Origin of the sequence: Symbiobacterium terraclitae, from assembly GCF_017874315.1 — a bacterium.
Lineage (GTDB): Bacteria > Bacillota > Sulfobacillia > Symbiobacteriales > Symbiobacteriaceae > Symbiobacterium > Symbiobacterium terraclitae.
Genome location: NZ_JAGGLG010000007.1, coordinates 109,821 through 131,140, shown reverse-complemented (window position 1 = coordinate 131,140; position 21,320 = coordinate 109,821). Strand labels below are relative to the sequence as shown.

At 71.8% G+C, this 21,320-nt stretch carries 19 protein-coding genes; 17 read left to right on the top strand and 2 right to left on the bottom strand.

Annotated features, from left to right (window positions below; all coding sequences use genetic code 11):
• The first annotated feature begins 3 nt into the window (after positions 1 to 3).
• The 12 genes from J2Z79_RS06120 to J2Z79_RS06065 all read left to right on the top strand — a co-directional run bounded on the left by J2Z79_RS06120 (position 4) and on the right by J2Z79_RS06065 (position 14,179).
• Positions 4 to 933, top strand: coding sequence for a quinate 5-dehydrogenase (locus J2Z79_RS06120; RefSeq protein ID WP_209465987.1), 930 nt, complete (start codon positions 4 to 6; stop codon positions 931 to 933).
• Positions 934 to 998: 65 nt separating this feature from the next.
• Positions 999 to 3,626, top strand: coding sequence for an aminotransferase class III-fold pyridoxal phosphate-dependent enzyme (locus J2Z79_RS06115; RefSeq protein ID WP_209465986.1), 2,628 nt, complete (start codon positions 999 to 1,001; stop codon positions 3,624 to 3,626).
• Positions 3,627 to 3,948: 322 nt separating this feature from the next.
• On the top strand, positions 3,949 to 4,965 hold the full coding sequence (locus J2Z79_RS06110; RefSeq protein ID WP_209465985.1) for a LacI family DNA-binding transcriptional regulator: 1,017 nt from the start codon (positions 3,949 to 3,951) through the stop codon (positions 4,963 to 4,965).
• Positions 4,958 to 5,896 carry a ribokinase gene (gene rbsK, locus J2Z79_RS06105; protein WP_209465984.1) on the top strand — a complete coding sequence of 313 codons (939 nt, stop codon included), beginning with the start codon at positions 4,958 to 4,960 and terminating at the stop codon, positions 5,894 to 5,896. Before J2Z79_RS06110 ends, rbsK begins: the two co-directional genes overlap by 8 nt.
• A complete protein-coding gene (gene rbsD, locus J2Z79_RS06100; protein WP_209465983.1) occupies positions 5,893 to 6,288 on the top strand; it encodes a D-ribose pyranase in 396 nt (131 codons plus the stop codon). Before rbsK ends, rbsD begins: the two co-directional genes overlap by 4 nt.
• The gene (locus J2Z79_RS06095) at positions 6,288 to 7,796 is read left to right on the top strand and encodes a sugar ABC transporter ATP-binding protein (protein ID WP_245302276.1); all 1,509 of its coding nucleotides are present in this window, start codon (positions 6,288 to 6,290) and stop codon (positions 7,794 to 7,796) included. The genes rbsD and J2Z79_RS06095 overlap by 1 nt, the downstream gene beginning before the upstream one ends.
• Positions 7,786 to 8,718, top strand: a complete 933-nt coding sequence (locus J2Z79_RS06090) for an ABC transporter permease (RefSeq protein WP_209465982.1) — start codon at positions 7,786 to 7,788, stop codon at positions 8,716 to 8,718. The genes J2Z79_RS06095 and J2Z79_RS06090 overlap by 11 nt, the downstream gene beginning before the upstream one ends.
• Before the next feature lie 44 nt (positions 8,719 to 8,762).
• Complete coding sequence (gene rbsB / locus J2Z79_RS06085; RefSeq protein ID WP_209465981.1) at positions 8,763 to 9,719, top strand: ribose ABC transporter substrate-binding protein RbsB; 957 nt, start codon at positions 8,763 to 8,765, stop codon at positions 9,717 to 9,719.
• A gap of 220 nt (positions 9,720 to 9,939) precedes the next feature.
• Positions 9,940 to 11,307: a beta-propeller fold lactonase family protein gene (locus J2Z79_RS06080; RefSeq protein ID WP_209465980.1), complete on the top strand. Its 1,368-nt coding sequence runs from the start codon at positions 9,940 to 9,942 to the stop codon at positions 11,305 to 11,307.
• Between the two features lie 14 nt (positions 11,308 to 11,321).
• On the top strand, positions 11,322 to 12,032 hold the full coding sequence (locus tag J2Z79_RS06075) for a response regulator transcription factor (protein WP_209465979.1): 711 nt from the start codon (positions 11,322 to 11,324) through the stop codon (positions 12,030 to 12,032).
• Between the two features lie 163 nt (positions 12,033 to 12,195).
• A complete protein-coding gene (locus tag J2Z79_RS06070; protein ID WP_425353534.1) occupies positions 12,196 to 13,509 on the top strand; it encodes a sensor histidine kinase in 1,314 nt (437 codons plus the stop codon).
• A gap of 73 nt (positions 13,510 to 13,582) precedes the next feature.
• Complete coding sequence (locus tag J2Z79_RS06065; protein WP_209465977.1) at positions 13,583 to 14,179, top strand: GerMN domain-containing protein; 597 nt, start codon at positions 13,583 to 13,585, stop codon at positions 14,177 to 14,179.
• Between the two features lie 112 nt (positions 14,180 to 14,291).
• Here the strand turns inward: J2Z79_RS06065 and J2Z79_RS06060 are convergent, their stop codons facing one another.
• Positions 14,292 to 14,789: a hypothetical protein gene (locus tag J2Z79_RS06060; RefSeq protein ID WP_209465976.1), complete on the bottom strand. Its 498-nt coding sequence runs from the start codon at positions 14,787 to 14,789 to the stop codon at positions 14,292 to 14,294.
• Entirely contained in the window at positions 14,786 to 15,964 is a 1,179-nt protein-coding gene (locus J2Z79_RS06055; RefSeq protein ID WP_209465975.1) for a M24 family metallopeptidase, read from the bottom strand. The genes J2Z79_RS06060 and J2Z79_RS06055 overlap by 4 nt, the downstream gene beginning before the upstream one ends.
• Positions 15,965 to 16,088: 124 nt before the next feature.
• Between J2Z79_RS06055 and J2Z79_RS06050 the strand changes: the two genes are divergently transcribed.
• From J2Z79_RS06050 to J2Z79_RS06030, 5 genes are all read left to right on the top strand, one after another.
• Positions 16,089 to 16,526, top strand: a complete 438-nt coding sequence (locus tag J2Z79_RS06050; RefSeq protein WP_209465974.1) for a hypothetical protein — start codon at positions 16,089 to 16,091, stop codon at positions 16,524 to 16,526.
• A gap of 131 nt (positions 16,527 to 16,657) precedes the next feature.
• Positions 16,658 to 17,752, top strand: coding sequence for a glucose-1-phosphate thymidylyltransferase (locus tag J2Z79_RS06045; protein WP_209465973.1), 1,095 nt, complete (start codon positions 16,658 to 16,660; stop codon positions 17,750 to 17,752).
• Positions 17,749 to 18,993 (top strand): CotS family spore coat protein, encoded by a 1,245-nt coding sequence (locus J2Z79_RS06040; RefSeq protein ID WP_209465972.1) that lies wholly within the window; start codon positions 17,749 to 17,751, stop codon positions 18,991 to 18,993. The genes J2Z79_RS06045 and J2Z79_RS06040 overlap by 4 nt, the downstream gene beginning before the upstream one ends.
• 7 nt (positions 18,994 to 19,000) lie before the next feature.
• Positions 19,001 to 20,146, top strand: coding sequence for a glycosyltransferase family 4 protein (locus J2Z79_RS06035; RefSeq protein ID WP_209465971.1), 1,146 nt, complete (start codon positions 19,001 to 19,003; stop codon positions 20,144 to 20,146).
• 3 nt (positions 20,147 to 20,149) lie between these two features.
• Positions 20,150 to 21,319, top strand: coding sequence for a glycosyltransferase family 4 protein (locus tag J2Z79_RS06030; RefSeq protein ID WP_209465970.1), 1,170 nt, complete (start codon positions 20,150 to 20,152; stop codon positions 21,317 to 21,319).
• Position 21,320: the final 1 nt, after the last annotated feature.

Genomic DNA, 21,320 nt, shown 5'->3' with positions numbered 1-21,320 from the left:
TCCGTGAAGCGCATTGTGAGTGTCAGCCTGGGGTCGTCCAAGCGGAACTCCACGGCAACCGTCACCATCCTCGGCGAGGAGGTGACGGTGGAGCGCATCGGAACCAACGGTTCGATCGAGAAGGCAATCGCCCTCATCAAAGAGCTGGACGGCAAGGTGGACGCCTTCGGCATGGGCGGCATCGACCTTTACGTGCACGCCAGCGGCCGGCGCTACGCCTTCCGGGATGCCCGTCGCATCGCGGCTGCGGCCACCCGTTCGCCCATCGTGGATGGCTCCGGCCTCAAGAACACTTTGGAGCGCCGCACGGTGCACTGGGTCAACGAGAACCTGATGCCCCTCAGGGGCAAGCGGGTGCTCATGACCGCCGCCGTGGACCGGTTCGGCATGGCGGAGGCCCTGGACAGCGTCGGCGCAGACATCGTCTTCGGCGACCTGATGTTCGCGCTCGGGATCCCGATTCCCATCCGCCGGTTCCGCACCATCCACATCCTGGCCCGGCTGCTCCTGCCCATCATCACCCAGCTGCCCTTCACCTGGCTCTACCCGACGGGGGCGAAGCAGGAGAGCCGCGAGCCGAAGTTCACCGAGTACTACCAGTGGGCGGACGTGATCGCCGGCGACTGGCTCTACATCCGGCGCCACGCCCCGGACCGGCTGCCGGGGAAGACCATCCTGACCAACACGGTCACCCCGGCGGACATCGAGTGGATGAGGCAGGCCGGCGTGGCCACGCTGGTGACCACCACCCCGAACCTGGGCGGCCGCTCCTTCGGCACCAACCTCATGGAGGGGCTGATCGTGGCCGCCGCGGGGCGGAAGCCCGAGGAGATGAGCCCCGCCGACTACGAGCACTGGCTGGACCGCATCGGCTTTGCGCCCCGTGTCGAGCACTTCGCGGCAGCCCGGAGCGGCAGCGCCGCCAGCGACTGACGTCGACCGCCGGGCACGGCACTGCAACCAGCGATTGACAACACGCGCGAACTAGGAGGGTCTCCGTGCACCTGTTCACCGAACACGTAAATCCTCACCTGGGACGGCTGCTTGAAGCCATCAACATGGACAAGCGATTCGTCCGGGGTGAAGGCTGCTACCTCTACGACGCCGACGGGCGCAGGTACCTGGACTTCGTGGCCGCATACGGCGCCCTCCCCTTCGGTTTCAACCCTCCCGAGATCTGGGCGGCCCTCCGCGCGGTGGAGGCGAGCCTGGAACCCTCCTTCGTCCAGCCCTCCGCCCTGCAGGCGGCGGGCGAACTCGCAGAGCGGCTGGTGTCCATCGCGCCCGCCGGGCTGCGCTACGTCACCTTCGCCAACTCCGGGGCCGAGGCGGTGGAGGCGGCCATCAAGGCCGTGCGCGCCGCCACGGGGCGCATGGGCATCATCGCATGCGAGAACTCCTTCCACGGCAAGACGCTGGGCGCGCTCTCGGCCACCAACCGCACGTCGTACCAGAAGGCCTTCGGCGCCCCGGTGCCGGGCTTCGCCAAGGTGCCCTACGGCGACCTGGAGGCCCTGGAGCGGCTGCTCAGCGAGCGGGGCCCGGAGTTCGCCGCCTTCTTCGTCGAGCCGATCCAGGGCGAGGGCGGCATCGTGGTGCCGCCGCCCGGCTACCTGCGGGCCGCGCAGGAGCTCTGCCGGCGGCACGGCGTCCTCTTCGTGCTGGATGAGATCCAGACCGGCCTGGGCCGGACCGGTTCCCTCTTCGCCTGTGAGGCCGAGGGGGTGACGCCCGACGTGATGGTCCTGGCCAAGGCCCTCGGCGGCGGCCTCTTCCCCATCGGGGCGATGCTCTGCACGGAGGAGGTCTACACCGAGGAATTCGCCATGAAGCACTCCTCCACGTTTGCCGGCAACACCCTCGGGGCCCGGGTGGGCCTCCGCTCGCTGGAGCTCCTCACCCGCGACGACCGGGCGCTGGTCCGCCAGGTGGCGGAGAACGGCGCCTTCCTGAAGGCCGGCCTCGAGCGGCTGCAGGAGAAGTACCCCCACGTGCTCCGGCGGGTGCGGGGCCGGGGGTTCATGCTGGGCATCGAGATCGGCGTCGACCGGACCACCTACGGCCGCACCTGCCTCCTCGGCGTGCTGGCCGAGCAGGAGAACCTGTCGCCGGTGCTCTCCTCGTACTTACTGAACGTCTGCGGGCTCCGGGTGGCCCCCACGCTCAACGGCTCCGCTGTCATCCGCATCGAGCCGCCGCTCATCGCCACCCGGGAGCAGTGCCAGGAGGCCATCGACGCCATCGAGCGCATGCTGATCCCGCTGGCCCAGGGGAACACCGCCGAGCTCGTCTCCCACCTGCTGGGGATCGAGTCCCGGCCGCAGGCGCTGCCGGCCCCCGCTCCGGCGCCGCTGCCCGAGCCCAGCGGCGACCCCGACGAGGGCCGCGTCGCCTTCCTCGTCCACCCGGTGGACCTGCGCAACTACCCCGAGATGGACGAGTCGTTCAAGGTGCTCAGCACGGAGGAGATCGCCGAGCTGGCCGATCGCTTCAACGACCTGCTGGAGCCCTTCGTGGCCGGCTCCGCCCACATCACCGCCGCGAACGGCCGCAGGGTCTTCGTCGACTTCATCGTCGTGCCGCGGACCGCCGACCAGCTGATGAACATGCCCCACGCCCAGGCCATCGCCGAGGTGCGGGCCGCGGTGGAGATCGCCAAGGCGCGCGGCGCCCGGCTGGTGGGCCTCGGCGCCTACACATCGGTCGTCACCCGCGGCGGGCTGCACCTGAAGAACCCGGGGGTGGCTCTCACCACCGGCAACTCCTACACCGTGGTCTCGGCCGTCGAGTCGATCTACCTGGCGGTGCAGCGACTGGGGACCCGGCTGCCCGAGGCGACCATCGCCGTGGTCGGCGCAACCGGCGCCATCGGCCGGGCCACCGCGATCCTGCTCGCCGAGGAAGTCGGCTGCGTTGTGCTCATCGGCAACCCCGCCCGGCCGGAGGCCAGCCGGAAGCGGCTCCTCAAGGTCGCGGGCGACGCCGTCGCCCACCTGGCCGACCTCGCGCGGGAAGGCCGCCGGTTCGCCCCGGGCACCATCGGCGACCGGCTGCTGGAGCTGGGCCCGCTGCCGGATGCGGAGGCGGGGCCGGAGGCCTGGCAGGCGCTGGCTCTCCGCCTGGAGGAGGCGGGGGCGCTCCGGATCTCCACCGAGATCGACGCCGATCTGCCCCTGGCCGACCTGGTGGTCACCGCCACCTCCACCGCCGAGGAGATCGTGACGCCTGCGAACCTCAAGTTCGGGGCCGCCGTCTGCGACATCTCCCGCCCGCCCAATGTGTCGCGGGCCGTGAAGGAGGCCCGCCCTGACGTGCTGGTGATCGACGGCGGTGTGGTGGAGGTGCCCGGCCGCCCTGACCTGGGCTGGCACTTCGGCTTCGAGCAGGGGCTCGCCTACGCCTGCATGGCCGAGACGATGATGCTGGGCCTGATGCACCACTACGAGGACACGTCGCTGGGCACCGACCTGAACCTGCCGACGATCCGGCAGCTCCGCCAGTGGGCCGAGGAGCTGGGCTTCCGCCTGGCGCAGCTGCGCTCCTTCGACCGGCCGCTCTCGGAGGCGGAGTGGAACGAGCTGATCGCCGCCCGCACCCGCGTGCTGAGCGCGGCGGGGGACGACTAGAGAACAACCGAGACCGTACATGGAGCGGGCGGGGACGAGCGGTCCCCGCCCGCATACGCGTGGCACGAGTCTCCGGGAAGGAGAGCCGGGCGGAGAGGGGGGGACAGGGACCTCCGGCCCCCTGCGTCCGTCGGGTGGCGAGCAAGATGGTCTAGGCCGTGGTGGTGCCAAAGTATGGATGCGAGAAACTCCTGCCGACCTGGCAGGAGTTTTGTGTGTCGTGGAGAAACACCAATGTGGAAACGGTTCCACACCACATATCTCGAGACTTTGTAACATATTCATACTCTATTGTGGAAACGTTTCCTGAAGGAGACGTGTCATGGCTGTAACCATTCGGGATGTGGCACAGCGGGCCGGCGTGGGCGTGGCCACGGTCTCGCGGGTGCTGAACGGAACCGGCTACGTGAAGGCTGAGACCCGCGAGCGGGTGCTCGAGGCTGCCGCCGCGCTGGGCTACGTGCCCAGCCAGCTCGCCCGGGGGCTGGTCCGCCACCTGAGCGACACCGTGGGCCTCGTCATCCCGGACATCACGAACCCGTTCTTCCCGCTCATCACGCGGGGGGTGGAGGACGCCGCCAGCGAGGCGGGCTACACCGTCTTCCTCTGCAACACCGACAATGACCCCGCCCTCGAGGCGCACGACGTGCAGAAGCTGCGCGAGCGCCGGGTGGACGGGATCATCTTCGTGGGCACGACCGAGCGGCGGGAGTTGGTGGACCGGCTGCTGGCCGACGGCGTCCCCATGGTGGTCATGGACCGGCAGCTGGGGCACGCCGACGTGGACACCGTGCTGGTGGACAACCGCTGGGGGGCTCTCGCCGCCTGCCGCCACCTGATCGAGCTGGGCCACCGGCGCATCGCCCACGCTGCCGGCCACCAGTCCACCCGCACCGGGCAGGACCGGCACGAGGGCTACCGGGAGGCGCTGGAGGAGGCGGGCATCGCCTACGACCCCGCGGCCGTGGTGTGGGGCGACTTCACCTACGAGTCCGGCTACCGGGTCGGGCAGGTTCTGCTGGGGCGCTACCCCCGGCCGACGGCGATCTTCGCCGGCAACGACCTGATCGCCCTCGGCGTCATCCGGGCGGCGGAGGAGGCGGGGCTCTCCGTCCCCGACGACCTCTCCGTCGTCGGCTTCGACGACATCCAGATGTCCGCCGTGGTGCGGCCCGGCCTCACCACGGTCCGCCAGCCGGCCCGGGAGATGGGCCGCCTGGCGATGGCGATGCTGCTGGAGCGGATCACCGGGAAGGTGTCCGGTCCCGGGCGGCGCCACGTGTTCCAGCCTGAGCTCATCGTGCGGGGGACAACCCGGAGGAGGGAGCCGCTTGCATAGGCCAGTCGTGGTGGTTGGGAGCTTGAACCTGGACCTGGTGGTGACTCCGGAGCGCGCACCGGCGGCCGGCGAGACCGTCTTCGCCCCCCGCCTCGACCAGTTCCCGGGCGGGAAGGGCGGCAACCAGGCCGTGGCCGCCGCGCGCCTCAGCGCACCGGTTGCGATGGTCGGCCGGGTGGGGCAGGACGCCTTCGGCGACCGGCTGCTGGAGAGCCTTCGGGCCGACGGCGTCGTGACGGAGGCGGTCTCCCACTCGGCGACGGCGGGCACCGGCACGGCCGTGATCACCGTCGACGCGGCGGGGCAGAACCGCATCGTGGTCGTCCCCGGCGCCAACGCCGAGGTGGCGCCGGAGGTGGTGGAGGCCCACCGGCAGCTTATCGCATCGGCCGCCGTCCTCCTGCTGCAGCTGGAGGTGCCCGTGGAGTCCTGCGAGCGGGCGGCCGAGATTGCCGCGGCCGCGGGCGTGCCGGTCATCCTCGACCCGGCCCCTGCGCCTTCCGAGCCGCTGCCGCGGCGGCTCAGGGAGTGCACCTGGCTGGTCACGCCCAACGAGACCGAGGCTGCGACGCTCACCGGCGTGCCGGTGGAGGGGCGGCGCGGGGCCGAGGAGGCCGCCCGGGCCCTGGCGGCCCAGGGGTTCAGGCAGGTGCTGATCAAGTGCGGCGGCGAGGGCGCCTACCTCTATCGGGACGGTTCCGGCGCCTGGTTCGACGCCTTCGCGGTACCCGTAGTGGACACGACGGCCGCAGGCGACGCCTTCGCCGGCGGGCTGGCCGCGGCGCTCCAGCGGGGCATGGCGCTGGAGGAGGCCGTGCGCTGGGGCATGGCGGCCGGGGCCCTCGCGGTGACCCGGGCCGGCGCGCAGCCGGCGATGGGCACGCTGGGCGAGCTGAAGGCCCTTCTGGAGAGAGGGAGGCAGCGGGCATGAAGAAGACGACGCTCCTGAATCAGGCCCTTTCCGAGGTCGTGGCGGGCATGGGCCACACCGACCTCCTTGTCATCGGCGACTACGGGCTGCCCTGCCCTCACGGGGTGCGGCGGATCGACCTCGCCCTCCGGCCCGGCATGCCCGCCTTCCTCGACGTGGTGGAGACCGTCCTGACCGAGCTGCACGCCGAGGCGGCCATCGTCGCCCGGGAGACCGCCGAGAGGAATCCGGAGGTGGCCGAGGGGCTGAACCGGATCCTGGGCGGCGTGCCCGTGGAGACGGTCTCGCACGAGGAGCTGAAGCAGATCTCCGGCCGGGCGGTGGCCCTCGTCCGCACCGGCGAGTGCAGCCCCTATGCCAACGTGATCCTCAGGGCGGGGGTGACGTTCTGATGCCGGCCTCTCCCGTGGTTGAGATGCGGGGGATCGTGCGCAGCTTCCCCGGGGTGAAGGCGCTCTCGGGCGTCGACCTGGAACTGCGGGCCGGCGAGGTGCACGCTCTCCTGGGGGAGAACGGCGCGGGCAAGTCGACCCTGATGAAGATCCTGGGCGGCCTCTACCACCCCGAGGCCGGGGAGATCCGGATCGACGGCCGGCCCGTGCGCATCGAGTCGCCCGCGGCGGCCACGAAGCTGGGCATCGCCTTCATCCACCAGGAGCTGAACCAGGCGCTGCACCTCTCGGTGGCCGAGAACATCTTCCTGGGCCGCCCGCCCGTGACCGGCCCCCTCCGCCGGGTGGACTGGCGGGCCATGTACCGGGGCGCCGCTGCGGCCTTGGAGCGGCTGGGCGCGGAGATCGACCCGCGCGCCGCCCTCGGCGGCCTGGGCGTGGGCGCCCGGCAGATGGTCGAGATCGCGCGGGCCCTCTCGCTCGACGCCCGGGTGCTGATCATGGACGAGCCTACCGCGGCCCTCACCGGGGCCGAGGTGGAGCGGCTGTTCGCCGTCGTGCGGTCGCTTGCCGCCTCCGGCGTGGCCATCGTCTACATCTCCCACCGGCTGGAGGAGATCTTCAGCCTCTGCCGGCGGGTGACCGTGCTGCGTGACGGCCACCGGGTCGGCTCCTGGACCATCGACCAGGTGAGCCCCGACGAGCTGATCGCTCACATGGTCGGCCGCCAGCTGACCGAGCGCTTCCCCAAGGTCGCCGTTACGCCGGGCGAGACGCTGCTCGAGGTGCGGGACCTGACCCTGCGGGGAGCAGGCGGGGCCGTCTCGTTCAGCGTGCGCCGGGGCGAGATCGTGGGCCTGGCGGGCCTGATGGGCGCCGGCCGCACCGAGCTCATGCGGGCGGTCGCCGGCATCGACCGCCCGGCCGGCGGCGCGGTGCTGCTGGAGGGCCGGCCTCTGCCCCCAGGGGACGCCGCGGCAGCGATCGCCCGGGGGCTGGTGCTGGTGCCCGAGGACCGGCGCCGCCAGGGGCTGCTCACCGGCCGTTCGGTGCGCGAGAACCTGAGCCTGGCCCGGCTGCGCAGCCTCTGCCGGCTGGGACTGATCCAGGCGGGCGCCGAGCGGCAGCTGGTGGATGCGTACGTTTCGGAGCTCGGCATCCGCACGCCGCACCGGGAGCAGTCGGTGACGAACCTGAGCGGCGGTAACCAGCAGAAGGTGATCCTCGGGCGCTGGCTGGCCACCTCGCCCAGGCTCCTGATCCTCGACGAGCCGACGCGCGGCATCGACGTGGGCGCCAAGGCCGAGATCTACCGGCTGATGGGCGAACTGGTACAGCGGGGGATGGGGATCATCCTGGTCTCCTCGGAGCTGCCCGAGGTGATGGGCCTCTCCGACCGCATCCTCGTGATGCACGAGGGGCGCCTCACCGCCGAGTTCGGCCGGGCGGAGTTCGACCAGGAGCGAATCATGCAGGCAGCCACCGGGAGGAAGCGCCATGCAGGCTAGAGTGCAGATCAAGGACCGCGTGCGGCAGATGGGCCCCGGCCTGGCCGTGATCATCATGGGGCTTGCCCTCGCGCTGCTCAGTAGGGATTTCCTCACCGTCTCCAACCTTCTCAACCTGCTCCGGCAGGTCTCCATCAACGCCATCATCGCCTGCGGCATGACGCTGGTGATCCTCACGGGCGGCATCGACCTCTCCGTCGGCTCCGTGCTGGCGCTCTCCAGTGCGGTGCTGGCCGGCCTGGCCAGCGGGGGCACCCCCTGGCCGCTGGCCCTGCTGGCCGCCCTCGCCCTGGGCGCGGCGCTGGGCCTCTTCAACGGCGTCGTGATCACCCGCGGCCGGATCGCCCCCTTCGTGGCCACCCTCGCGACGATGGCCATCGCCCGGGGCCTCACCCTGGTCTACACGGGCGGCCGCCCGATCACCGGGCTGCCGGGCGCCCTCCGCTGGCCGGGCACCGGGTACCTGGGGCCCGTCCCGGCGCCGATCATCATCATGGTGGCGGTGTTCGCCCTCGTCTACCTGATGCTCGCCCACACCCCGGTCGGCCGCTTCATCTACGCCGTGGGCTCGAATGAGGAGGCGGCCCGCTTCGCCGGCATCCCGGCTGCCCGGGTCACCGCGCTCACCTACGTGCTCACCGGGCTGGCGAGCGCCCTCGCAGGCGTGATCCTCACCGGCCGCCTGAACTCGGCGCAGCCCACGGCCGGCGCCGCGTTCGAGCTCGACGCCATCGCCGCGGTCGTGCTGGGCGGCACCAGCCTCGCCGGCGGCCAGGGCGGCGTGCTGGGCACGGCGGTGGGCGCCCTCATCATCGGAATTCTCGACAACGGGCTCAACCTGCTCGGCGTCTCCTCGTTCTACCAACAGGTCGCACAGGGCGCGGTCATCCTGCTGGCTGTGCTGATGGATCGGCGCAGGTAACGGCCGGGCCCCTCACATAAAGCGACGCACAGGAGGATGGTCATATGAACCGGATCGTGCGATTCCTGGTTGCACTGCTCACCGTCGCAGCGCTGGCCGCCTGCTCGTCCGGCGGCTCCAGCAAGACCCCGAGCCCCGGCCCCTCGACCGGTACCGGTTCCGAGCCCGCCCCGACCACACAGGTCAAGACCCTGGGCCTCGCTGTCTCCACCCTGAACAACCCGTTCTTCGTCGACCTGCGCGACGGCGCCCTGGCTGCGGCTGACGCCGCCGGCGTGAAGCTGATCGTCATGGACGCGCAGGACGACCCGGCCAAGCAGATCAGCCAGATCGAGGACCTGATCACCCAGAAGGTCGACGCGCTGCTCATCAACCCCACCGACTCTGACGCCATCGTGACTGCCGTTGAGTCGGCCAACAAGGCGGGCATCCCGGTGATCACCGTCGACCGCGGCGCCAACGGCGGCGAGGTCGCGGCCCACGTGGCCTCCGACAACGTGCTGGGCGGCAGGATGGCCGGCGAGCTCATCGTCGAGCTGATCGGCGGCCAGGGCAAGGTGGCCGAGCTGGAGGGCATCCCCGGCGCCTCCGCCGCCCGTGACCGGGGTCAGGGCTTCCACGAGGCCGTCGACGGCGTCTCGGGCATCGAGGTCGTCGCCAGGCAGCCGGCCGACTTCGACCGGGCCAAGGGCCTGACCGTCATGGAGAACATCCTGCAGGCGAACCCTGACATCGTGGCCGTCTTCGCCCACAACGACGAGATGGCCCTCGGCGCCCTCGAGGCCATCGAGGCCGCCGGCAAGGCCGGTCAGATCAAGGTCGTCGGCTTCGATGCCACCGACGACGCCGTCAAGGCGGTCCAGGAGGGCCGCATGGCCGCCACCGTGGCCCAGAAGCCGAAGGACATCGGCCGCCTGGGCGTGGAGGCCGCCGTCAAGCTCCTGAACGGCGGGCAGGTCGAGGCGTACATCCCGGTTCCGCTGGAGCTGGTGAAGAAGTAGGTCTGCGGCGCCCGGCCAGGAACGAGGCCGACACCTGCTGAGGCGGGGCGCTCGCGCCCGGCAGAGACAGGCTTCGGCACCTGGCGAGGCAAGAGGAGGCCCCCCGGCGAGGGGGCCTCCTTTTCAGTTGCACCAACCCGATCGTTTAACGGTTCGTAACAAGGCGATAAAGCCCACGTAACCGGGGCTCGTCATAATGAAGGGGAGGAGGGTGATGCATATGCTGCGACGCGCCACGGCCGCCCTGCTGGCCCTGCTCTTGGCCGGCTGTGCCGCCGGCGTGAGCCCCGACCCGGCCCCCCCCGGCCCCGCCCGGCTGCTGTTGGCCTTGCCCGACGGCTTTCGGATGTCGCTCAGGCCCGTCGACCCGGTGACGCTGGCCGACCTGCCCGGGTTCAGCCCGATCCCCTTCTACAACGGCTCCGAGCATGCGTTCACCCCGGACGGCCGGACGCTCGCGTTCTTCCGCAGGTCCAGCGGTGAGCAAGGTGACGCGCTCCACTTCGTCGACGTGGAAAACTGGGTAGTCGAGACGATCCCGCTCTCGCTCGCGAACGACTGGGCGGGTCACCTCTTCTTCAGCACGGACGGGTCCACGCTCTACTGGATCGAGGTCGCCTCGGCGGACCAGGGCGTGTGGCGGCCCTATGTGCTGCACCGGTTCGGCCGGACGGACGGCACGATGGGCGTGATCAGCAAGCTGCCGGAGACCTTCATGCCCCTCGAGGTTCAGCCGCTGGCCGACGGGCGGGTGGCCATATTCGGACAGGCGGTCACGGACGAGAACATGGCCGAGGGCGATGCCCGGGTGCTGCTCATCCGCCTGACCGATGGAGAGGTGGAGGCGGAGATCCCACTGCCGGGCGTGGTCTCGGGGCAGCGGACGAGCGCGGCGGGCGAGTACCGGTACGACCGGCCGGGCCTGGCCTGGGACGTGGAGCGGAGCCTGCTCTACGTGGTGGACGGTAGCCCCGACCGGGTGACGGTGGTGGACCTGGCCGGAGGCCGTCTGGCGCGCCAGGCCGAGCTGCGGACTGCATCCTGGCTGGAGCGGCTGGGCCTCGTGCGCATCGCCGCCGCCAAGGCGCTGCCCGGCACCTGGGTCTCAGCCGCCCTCAGCCCCGGGGGCGACCGGCTCTACGTGGCCGCCTTCCGTGACGAGGTGGAGGGACCCTTCCACAGTCCCGCCGTCTGGCGCAGCTCGCCGCTGGGCCTGACGGTCATCGACACCGCCGGCCTGCGCGTGGTACGTCGGCTGGACCTGCCCGTCGGGGAGGTCGCCCTCGCGCCCGACGGCCGGACCCTCATCCTCTGGGGCCGGAGCTTCGTGTGCGAGGGCAGCTGCACGCAGGAGGGGCACGGCATCTACCTGGTGGATGCGGCGACGCTGAAGGAGAAGGCCCACCTGCTGCCGGGCAACGACGCGACGCTGCTGGGCTTCTCGCCCGACGGGCGCTACGCCTACATCGGGGAGGACACGGGAGCAGGCAACGTCTGGCACCTGGACCACCGGGTGCTCGACCTGGCGACGGCGCGCCTCGGCGCAACCCGGAAGATCCCGCGGGGGTACGCGTTCTACGTGCAGTAAGGAGGTGCGGCGCCATGCCGGTGCGGGTGCTGCTGGTGGACGATGAGCAACCGTTCGTCATGGGCCTCACCGCGAGCCTGCGGCAGGCCGGCTACGACGTCAGCGCCGCCCACGACGGCGAGTCGGCCTGGGCCGCCTTCCGGGAGCAGGCTCCCGACCTGGTGCTCCTGGACATCATGCTGCCCGGCGTGGACGGGCTGGAGCTCTGCCGGCGCATCCGGGAGCACAGCGGCACCCCGGTGATCATGCTGACCGCCCGGGGTGAGGACGTCGACAAGATCGTCGGCCTGGAGATCGGGGCCGACGACTACATCACGAAACCCTTCAACGTGCGGGAGCTGCTGGCCCGGATGAAGGCGGTCCTGCGCCGCAGCGCTGCCGTACCCGCCGCGCCGGAGCGCCTCCGTTTCGGGGCGGTGGAGGTGGATCTGGCCCGGCAGGCCGTCACCCGCGGCGGCAGGCCGGTTCCTCTGGCGCCCAAGGAGTACGACCTCCTGGCCTTCCTCGCGCAGCACCCGAACCGGGTCTTCGGCCGGGACGAGCTGCTTCAGCGGGTGTGGGGCTACGACTTCCCCGGCGACGACCGCACGGTGGACGTGCACATCCGCCGCCTGCGGGAGAAGCTGGAGGAGGACCCCGGCCGCCCGGCGCTGATCCTCACACGCTGGGGGAAGGGGTACTACCTGGCAGATCCGCCGGAGGGGAGGGGCGGCCTTGGGTCGTAGCCTCAGCCTGCGGCTCCTGCTCTCCTACCTGCTGGTCACGCTGCTGGTGCTGGCCACCGTTGACGTGCTCTCGCTCACGTACCTGGAGCGGACGGCCCTGTCGGAACGCAGGGCCGCCCTGTCCGAGCAGGCCACCGTCGTCGCCGGGGCCAGCCGGCAGTACATGCTGAAGGGGCACGACTACCTCGAGTACATCGCCCAGGACATGGGCCGGCTCGCCGGCACCCGGGTGATCATCCTGGACGCCCGGGGGGTGGTGCTGCGCGACTCGTTCTACGACCCCTCGCTGCTGAACACCAGCCTGGCGGCCCGCCCCGAGGTGGGCGCGGCGCTGGAGGGGGCGTACGCCACCCGCCTTGAGCGCGTGGACGGAGCGGGCCGCACCCTCTACGCGGCGGCCCCCATCCCCGACGACCGGGGGCGCGCGCTCGGGGCCGTGCTGGTGGCCACCAGCGTGGAGCCCCTACTCGCCGAACTGGCGCCCGTCCGCCGAGTGCTGCTCACCGTCAGCCTGGCGGCGCTGCTGGTCGCGGCGGGCGCCGGGTGGTGGTTGGCCAGGTCGCTGACCCGGCCGGTGGCCGCGCTCACCGCGGCCATCCGGGCGGTGGAAGCGGGTGATCTCACCAGCCGGGTGGCGGTGGACTCTCAGGACGAGCTGGGCCGTTTGGCCGAGGCCTTCAACCGCATGGCCGACCGCCTCTCCCGGCTGGAGGCCAGCCGGCAGGCGTTCGTGGCCGACGCCGCGCACGAGCTGCGCACGCCGCTGGCCGGGCTGAAGGCCCTGGTGGAGCCGCTCCTCTCCGGAGCCGTTCCGCCCGGGCCGGAGCAGGAGGCGTTCCTGCGGGAGATCGGGCGCGAGGTGGACCGCCTGGCCGAGCTGGCCGCGGACCTGCTCACGCTCTCGGAGCTGGAAGCCGGCCGGCCGCTGGCGCCCGGTGAGAGCGACCTGGTCGTCCTGCTGGGCTCGGTGCGGGCGCGCCTCACGCCGCTGGCCCAGGCGAGGGCGGTCTCCATCCACCTCGATGCCCCCGCCGCCCTTCCCGCGGTGGTCGACCCCCTCAAGCTGGAGCGGGCATTCTACAACCTTGTCCACAACGCGATCGCGCACAGCCCCGCGGGTGAGGCGGTGACCCTCTCCGCGGCGCGGCAGGGCGACTGGATGTCCGTCACTGTGGCCGACCGGGGCCCGGGGATCCCGCCGGAGGAGCTGGGCCGCATCTTCGACCGCTTCTACCGCCGGGAGCGCTCGCGGAGCCGGGAGCGGGGCGGAGCGGGCCTCGGGCTCAGCATCGCCAGGGAGATCGTCGAGGCCCACGGCGGGCGCATTCGCGTTGAGAGCGTGGTGGGGGAGGGAACGCGCGTTGTCGTGGAGATCCCAGAGGGGCCCGGAACCGGCGCCGCGGCACGCACCGGACAGGCCGGTGCAGTTACGGCCGCTGGTACGGACGGGCCCGAGGCCGCCGGTGATACGCCTTAGGGCGACACCGCAGCCGGGGCTGCGGCGCCTGTCCCGGCCCGTGACGCTGACGAAACTGTGGTCGTCCCTGACGGTGCCAAAACCGTCGTCGTTCCTGACGGAGCGGGGACCGTCTCCGCTTCGGGTGCTGCGGAGGCTGCCGCTGACCGCCTTGCTGCTGCTGGCGCTGCTCACGCTCCCGGCCCTGGCCGCCGGATGCGCCGGGCGGGAGACGCCCGGGCCGGTCGTGAGCCCGGTGCCCTCCCCGACCCTGGAGGAGGTGACCCTCTACTTCCCGCACCGCACCCGCGAGGGGCTGGTGCGGGAGGTGCGGCAGGCGGAGCGGCGGGGGGAACAGCCCGAGCGGTTTGCGCTGCAGCAGCTGCTGGCGGGCCCCCGCTCCGCGGAGGCCCGCCCTGTGTTCGCGCATGCGTTTTCGGATGGTGAGATCGCCGTCTCCGCCAAGGTGCTCGGAGGCGAGATGGTGCTCTTGCTTACGGCAGAGGCGGCCGACGCGCTGGCCGCTGGCGGAGACCTGCTGCCTGTTCACGCCGTGGTCGCCACCCTGGGGAGCCTCGCCCGGGTGGAAACGGTGCAGTTCCGCGTGGAGGGCCGGGAGGAGCCGCTCGTCGTCGCGGGCACGGACCTCTCGCAGCCGCTCACGCCCCGTTGGGACCTGGTGCTGGAGTGATGCTGCAACGCAGTCGCTGGCCGACGACTGCTGGGGGCCCAGGGCGACCCGCTGGCAGCTGGAGCGGGCGCCCGCCGAAGGCAGGCCACAGAAGCCGCCGCAGGAGGTAGTTCTACTCCAGCGGCGCTCTCAGCGTCATCGGCCATCCCAGATACCGGTACCGGACGACAAGCACCTGCTGACCCACGAACTCCTTCCAGGTCTCGATCCTGACGCCGTACAGCACGTCGGGGACGGGCCTGTCCGGCGCGATGACCAGGCCCTTCCCGGAGTCGAACGGCTCGTGGGCGGACGAGCCCGGATCGGCCGCGACGCTCTCGGGGAGCAGGATGCTCGACCCCTGACGCGCCGTTGAGACGATGAAGACGTCAGCTTCGGGATTCTCCACCGCAATCTTCTCGATGGTCACGTTCCACTTGCCAAAGTTGCACAATCGCTTGCCAACGAGGTGGGTCTCGCCGATCTGGTTCGACGCGCCTCCACAGAGCGCCAGGGGCGGATTGGCCTTCGCCAGAGCGACGGCCGCCCCGTAGCCGAGGGCGGCCAGCAGGGGGGCCAGGACGGCGGCCCACCGGATTACCCGGCGCCTCAGACCGCGTCCGGCGCTCATGGCTTCACGCCCAGCTCCTCGCCCGTGATGGAGAGCCGCTCCGCCCCCGAGGGGGTCACGACGAAGGTGGACTCCAGCCCCACCGCGCCGCGGCCCGGGAAGAAGAACTTGGGCTCGACGGCGATGACGTTGCCCGCCTCCAGCGGCTGCTGCTGCCGGGGGGCGAGGATCGGCCACTCGTCCAGCTCCAGCCCCACGCCGTGGCCCACGAAGCGCACCCGGCTCTCGCCCCAGCCCATGAAGTGCTCCTCCAGCCCGGCCCGCCGGGCGATGGCCACCGCCCGCTCCCAGAGCTGCTCGCCGGTGGCCCCGGGGCGGGCCTCCTCCGCGATCATGTCCAGGATCTCCCGGCAGACTCCGTGGGCCCGCACCAGGTCAGGCGCCAGCCGCCCGACCACCATGGTGCGGGTCTGGTCGTGCACGTAGCCGTCCACCACCGTCGGGTAGTCGACGCAGACCGGCTCGTCCCGCCGGATGGCGCGCCGGCCCGCCCCGTACGGGGCTGCGGGAGTGAGCCCCTCGCCGCCGAAGGGCGTGTCGGCGAACGAGAACGCCAGGCCCGACTCGCCGGCCAGCACCATCATGACCGGCGACTCGAAGGCGTTGTGCGCGTGCCAGCGGATCATGCCCTGGGCGCCCGCCAGCCGCTGGGCGGTCTCGCCCACCACCGAGAGCTCCAGCTCGGTCAGCCCCTCCCGCAGGGCGACGTAGAGCGCCTTGTAGGTCTCGTCGGCCGCCCGGGCGGAGGCCCGGACGCGCTCCACCTCCCACGGCGACTTCACCGACCGCAGCTGCCGGATGGCCGGCCCCACGTCCACCGCCTCCACGCCGGGCAGGTGGCGCCGGTACAGCTCGAACTGGGTCACCGGCAGCCGGTCCAGCTCCATGCCGATCCGGCGGGCGGAGCCCAGGTGGTCCGGCAGGGCGCGCAGGCTGGTCAGCGGCTCGATGTGGCTCAGGGCCGACTCGCGCCGGGCGCGGTCCAGCACCCGGCGCACCAGGTAGCGCGGCTCGCCGGCGGCCGGCACCCAGAGGTGACCCTGCTGGGCGCTGCCCGTGAAGTAGAGGAGCGACGTGGTGCTGTGCAGCAGAGCCCCATCCAGCGCCTGCCGCTCCAGGGCGGCCTGCAGCCTGCGGATGCGGTGCTCCAGCTCGGTGCGGGGCGTGAGGAGCACAGAAAGCCCTCCCTCGGTCTACGCGTGTTTTCATTTGGACGAACGATAGCAGTGCCGGGCGACGGGCCCGTGCATAGGCTGGGAACAGACGCAGTCGTGTCCCTGTCCGGAAGGAGGTGGCCCGTTGCTCCTGGAGATCATCTCGGAGGCCGTCGTCGGTCGGGGCGAGGTGACGGTCAACTGGTCGCACCAGGTGACAGCCCAGGGCGTCTCCCAGGTTCTCGGTGTGCGCGTCGGGCAGGCCACCTGCGCGCTGAAGCACGAGGGGAACGGCCCCCAGGCTGACATCACGCTGGAGGCTGACCTGTGGTGCCTCGGTTCCGGCGGTACCGAGGTCCTACACACAAGCAGCCACACCGTGCAGGAGGTGTCGGTGTCCCTGCGGGGCACCCTGGTGAGCGACCCCAGCTACCATCTGCGCCTGGTGGGAACCCCGCGCGCCACCGGCGTGCACGTCGAGGGCGAGACCATCCACGTCGACTTCTCGGCGACGGTGGAGGTCGAGGCCAGGGCCCTCACCCGCTACTGGGTGCGGGCGGAGGATCACGTGCCCGAGGTCTGAGCGCGCCTCCCGTTGTCCCGTGAACCGAGCCAACGCCGCACAACCGGCCCGTGGCCACTGCCACGGGCCGTTGGCATTACGTAAACCACGCCTCCCCCTCCTGCATACCGTGATAGGAGGAAAGGCAGGGGGTGCAAGTGAAAGCCCTGGTTCTCTTCGCCGGACGGGGGAGCCGCCTGCGGCCGCTGACCCACACCCGGGCCAAGGCAGCGCTTCCCGTTGCTGGCCGGCCGATCTGGCAACACGTCTTTGACTACCTGGCACGATTCGGCTTTGAAGAGATCGGGGTGGTCGTCAGCCCCGGGCAGCCGGAGCTGGAGGAGGCGGTGCGGCAGTGGCCCCACCTGCGCGTGCACGTGATCCAGCAGGCCGAGCCCCGGGGCATCGCCCATGCGGTGGCGACAGCCCGGCCGTTCCTCAGCGATGAACCCTTTCTGCTCTACCTGGGTGACAACCTGACCGACGCGGACCTCACACCCGCCCTCCGGCGCTTCGCCGAGGCCTCGCCCGCCGCACTGCTCACGCTGAAGCGGGTCGCCGATCCCAGCGCATTCGGCGTGGCCTCCCTGCAGGGTGAGCGCGTGGTGGGGGTCGTGGAGAAGCCGGCCGACCCGCCCTCCGACCTGGCCGTGGCCGGCATCTATCTCTTTTCCCCCGCCGTGCACGCCGCGATCGAGGGCCTGCGGCCGTCGGCCCGCGGCGAACTGGAGATCACCGACGCGATCGGCGGGCTCATCGCTGCCGGCCAGCTGGTGCTCGGCCACACCCTGACGGGCTGGTGGCAGGACGCGGGCAGCGTGACGGGCCTGCTGGAGGCCAACGCCCGCCTCCTCGCCGCCCTCCCTACCCGCATCGACCGGACGGCCGTCCTGGAGGAGGTGTCCATCGAGGGGCCCGTGCAGATCGGCCCCCGCGCGGTGCTGCGGGGGGTCCGGCTCAGGGGTCCCCTGGTCATCGGCGCCGACTGCCGGGTGGTGGGCAGCGAGATCGGTCCGCTGACCAGCGTCGGCGACGGTGTGACGCTCGAGGGGGTCAGGCTTGTCAACTCCGTGCTCCTGCCCGGCTGCCGGCTGGAAGGGCCTGCGCTCCACCTGGCCGACTCGGTGGTGGGCGCCGGCGCGCAGGTGTGGACCCGGGCGGAGAGCCCGGCCGCCCTGGTGCTGGGCGACGACGCGCACCTGCTGGTTCCGCCGCAGCAACCGCAACCCTGGGAGGTGACCCGGTGAACAACCGGCCAGCTACCCTCTTCATCCCCGCAAACACCGGGATCTTCGTGCCCTCCACCACCGAGGCGTGGATCATCCGGAGTGGGCGAGAACCCGTGCCTGCGCCTGCCGACCCGGAGGACTTCTGGTCCCGGCGGTCGCACGCAGTCGCGGCGGCCCTGGCTAGTGCGAGGAGAGAGGACGACGCCCGAGCTGACGACCAAGTCCCGCCTGAGATCCTGGCCCTGGCCGAGCAGGCGGCGCGCGCCTGGGACATGAAGGTCACCGGCATGACCGTCGCCGCCACCAAGCCCGAGAAGGGCTGGGGTGCGATCTGGAGGATCGAGACCAACCGCGGCACCCGCGCCCTGAAGCTCCTGCACCGACCCTTCGAGCGGAACCTGTTCTCCATCGGCGCCCAGGAGTACCTGGTCAAGCAGAAGGCCCGGGTGGCGCCTCTGGTGCCGACCCGCGACGGTAAGCTCTACACCGTGGTCGGCGGGCGCATGTTCATCGTCGCCGAGTGGATCCAGGGGCTGCGCCAGGCCCCGAAGGAGACCATCGACGGACCGGAGATGCTCTGCTACGGCCTGGGCGAGTTCCACCGCCGCTCCCGCGGCTACCAGCCCCCGCCCGGCGCCTACCACGCCAGCCGGCTCCACCGCTGGCCCCGGGTCTATCAGAAGCTGCGCACCAAGCTGGACTGGTTCGAGCACCTGGCGCGGGCCTACCGCGACATGCCGGCCAGCCCCCTTCTGCTGGAGGTGCTCCCCCGGTTCCGCAACCAGGCCGACGAGGCGATCCGGCTCCTGGAGGAGTCCGCCTACCGCGACCTGATCGCCCGGGGGGACCAGGAGTGGGGCCTGGCGCACCAGGACTACGGCTGGTCCAACGGCCAGATCGGTCCCGACGGCAAGGTCTGGATCATCGACCTGGACGGCGTCGCCTTCGACCTGGCCTTCCGCGACCTGCGCAAGCTGATCACCGGCACGATGGACGACCGGGGCGACTGGGACGTCGGCTGGATGCGGGCGATGATCCGGGCCTACAACGAGGCCAACCCGCTGGAGCCCGCCGCCCTTCAGGTGATGCTGATCGACATGCTCCTGCCCAACGAGTTCTACAAGCTGGTGAAGGACGCCCTCTTCGACCCCGGGATGATGCTGGACGCCACCATGGTCGCCGCCCTCCAGCGGCTGCTGGTGACCGACGAGCGCAAGCAGCGGGCCCTGGCGGAGCTGGGCCTCAAGCGCAGGAGGTGAAGGCGCCGTGCGCTGCCTGATGATCTGCACCGAGAAGCTGCCCGTCCCGCCGGTGCGGGGCGGCGCGATCCAGACCTATATCGCCGCGGTGGCGCCGCGCCTGGCCCGCCACCACCAGCTGGCCGTCATCGGCGTCAGCGACCCCGAGCTGCCCCAGCGGGAGACCCGGGACGGGGTGGCCTACTGGCGGGTGCCCGGCGGCACCTTCCCGCTCTACCTGGAGCGGGTGCTGGACCTCCTGCGCGACTGGAACACCCGGTTCGACGTGGTCCACATTTTCAACCGGCCCAAGATGGTCCTGCCCGTGCAGGAGGCGCTGCCCGGGAGCCGCCTGATCCTCAGCCTGCACAACGAGATGTTCCGCCCCGAGAAGATCGGCGCCGACGAGGCGAAGGCCGCGATCGAGGCGGTGGACCGCATCGTGACGGTGAGCGACTTCATCGGCCGCGGCGTGGCGGCGCTCTATCCCGAGGCGCAGCCCAAGCTGCAGACCGTCTACTCCGGGGTTGACCTGGCGCGGTTTATGCCCCTCTGGAGCCCGGAGGCGCGCCGGATCCGGCAGCGGATCCGGTCGGAGCACGGCCTCGGCGGCGGACCCGTGGTGCTCTACGTGGGGCGGCTCTCGCCCAAGAAGGGGGCCGACGTACTGCTCCGGGCCATGGGGTACGTGGCCCGGCGGTATCCGCAGGCGACCCTGGTGCTGGTGGGCAGCAAGTGGTACGGCGAGGACCGCATCAGCGACTACGTGGCCTACGTGCGGGCCCTGGCGGCCCGGGCGCCGCTGAAGGTCTACACGACCGGGTACGTGCCCGCCGACAAGGTCCACGAGTGGTTCGCAGCGGGCGACCTCTTCGTCTGCGCCTCGCAGTGGGAGGAGCCGCTGGCGCGGGTCCACTACGAGGCGATGGCCGCCGGCCTGCCCATCATCACCACCGACCGGGGCGGCAACCCGGAGGTGGTGCGGGGGCAGGGCAACGGCCTCGTCGTGGAGGAGCCGTCAAACCCCGAGGCCTTCGCCCGGGCGATCCTGCGCCTGCTGGGCGACGCCGACCTGCGCGTGCAGATGGGCCGCCGCGGGCGGGCGCTGGCGGAGGAGCGCTACGGATGGGACCGGGTGGCCGGCGACATCCGCAGCCTCTGGGAGCGTGGCTGAGCGATGCGGATCGCGCTGGTGTGCACGGAAAAGCTGCCGGTGCCGCCGGTGCGGGGCGGCGCCATCCAGACGTATATCGACGGGGTGCTGCCCTTTCTCAGCGCCCGGCATGACGTGACGGTGGTCGGGCGCACGGACCCCGCCCTGCCCGACCGGGAGGCGGTCGCCCTCGCCGGCCCGTCCCTGCCGCAGGGCAGGGCGGGCGGCGGCACCGTGCGGCACGTGCGCCTGCCGGCCGAGGGCGGGGCCGAGTCCTACGGGGACCGGGCGGCCGCCTTCCTGGCCACCGAGCGCTGGGACGTGGTGGAGATCTTCAACCGCCCCGCCTTCGTGGAGCGGATCGCCCGCGCGGCCCCCGGTGCCCGGCTGGTCCTCTCGCTGCACAACGCCATGTTCGCCCCCCACCGCCTGAGCCCGGCCGAGGCCCGGCGCATCCTGGCCAGGGTCGACGCCGTGGTGACCATCAGCGACTTCATCCGGGGCTCCATCGCCCGGCTCTACCCGGAGTACGCGGGCAAGCTCCGCACGATCCGCTCGGGGGTGGACCTGGAGCGCTTCCGTCCGGGGCCGTCGCCGCAGTCGGAGGCGCTCCGGGCCCGGCTCGGGCTGGCGGGGCGGCCGGTGGTGCTCTCGGTGGGCCGGCTTTCGGCCAAGAAGGGGATCCACGTGCTCCTGGAGGCGATGGAGCGGGTGCTCCTCACGCACCCCGAGGCGGTGCTGGTCCAGGTGGGCTCCCGCTGGTACGGCCGGGACGACGCGGACGCCTACGTGCAGGCCGTCCGGCAGCAGGCCGCCCGCCTGGGCGACGGGGTGCGGATGGTGGGCTACGTTCCCTACCACGAGGTGGACGCCTACTTCCGCCTGGGCGACCTCTTCGTCTGCGCCTCGCAGTGGGAGGAGCCGCTGGCGCGGGTCCACTACGAGGCGATGGCCTGCGGGCTGCCCATCGTCACCACCGACCGGGGCGGCAACGCCGAGGTGGTGGAGGAGGGGCGGAACGGTTTGCTGGTCCGCCCCTGCCACCGGCCCGAGGGGTTCGCCTCGGCCATACAGGCCCTGCTGGACGACCCGGACCTGCGCCGCCGCCTCGGCGCCGAAGGCCGCCGCATGGCGGAGGAGTCGTTCAGCTGGGAGCGGGTGGCCCGGGAACAGCTGGCCGTACTGGAGGGGTGAG

What these genes read in the sequence shown, in the direction of transcription:
- J2Z79_RS06075 (WP_209465979.1), top strand. Translation starts at nt 11,322, where the DNA reads ATGCCGGTGCGGGTGCTGCTGGTGGACGATGAGCAACCGTTCGTCATG.
- J2Z79_RS06070 (WP_425353534.1), top strand. Translation starts at nt 12,196, where the DNA reads ATGCTGAAGGGGCACGACTACCTCGAGTACATCGCCCAGGACATGGGC.
- J2Z79_RS06110 (WP_209465985.1), top strand. Translation starts at nt 3,949, where the DNA reads ATGGCTGTAACCATTCGGGATGTGGCACAGCGGGCCGGCGTGGGCGTG.
- J2Z79_RS06030 (WP_209465970.1), top strand. Translation starts at nt 20,150, where the DNA reads ATGCGGATCGCGCTGGTGTGCACGGAAAAGCTGCCGGTGCCGCCGGTG.
- rbsB (WP_209465981.1), top strand. Translation starts at nt 8,763, where the DNA reads ATGAACCGGATCGTGCGATTCCTGGTTGCACTGCTCACCGTCGCAGCG.
- J2Z79_RS06080 (WP_209465980.1), top strand. Translation starts at nt 9,940, where the DNA reads ATGCTGCGACGCGCCACGGCCGCCCTGCTGGCCCTGCTCTTGGCCGGC.
- J2Z79_RS06095 (WP_245302276.1), top strand. Translation starts at nt 6,288, where the DNA reads ATGCCGGCCTCTCCCGTGGTTGAGATGCGGGGGATCGTGCGCAGCTTC.
- J2Z79_RS06060 (WP_209465976.1), bottom strand. Translation starts at nt 14,789, where the DNA reads ATGAGCGCCGGACGCGGTCTGAGGCGCCGGGTAATCCGGTGGGCCGCC.
- rbsD (WP_209465983.1), top strand. Translation starts at nt 5,893, where the DNA reads ATGAAGAAGACGACGCTCCTGAATCAGGCCCTTTCCGAGGTCGTGGCG.
- J2Z79_RS06090 (WP_209465982.1), top strand. Translation starts at nt 7,786, where the DNA reads ATGCAGGCTAGAGTGCAGATCAAGGACCGCGTGCGGCAGATGGGCCCC.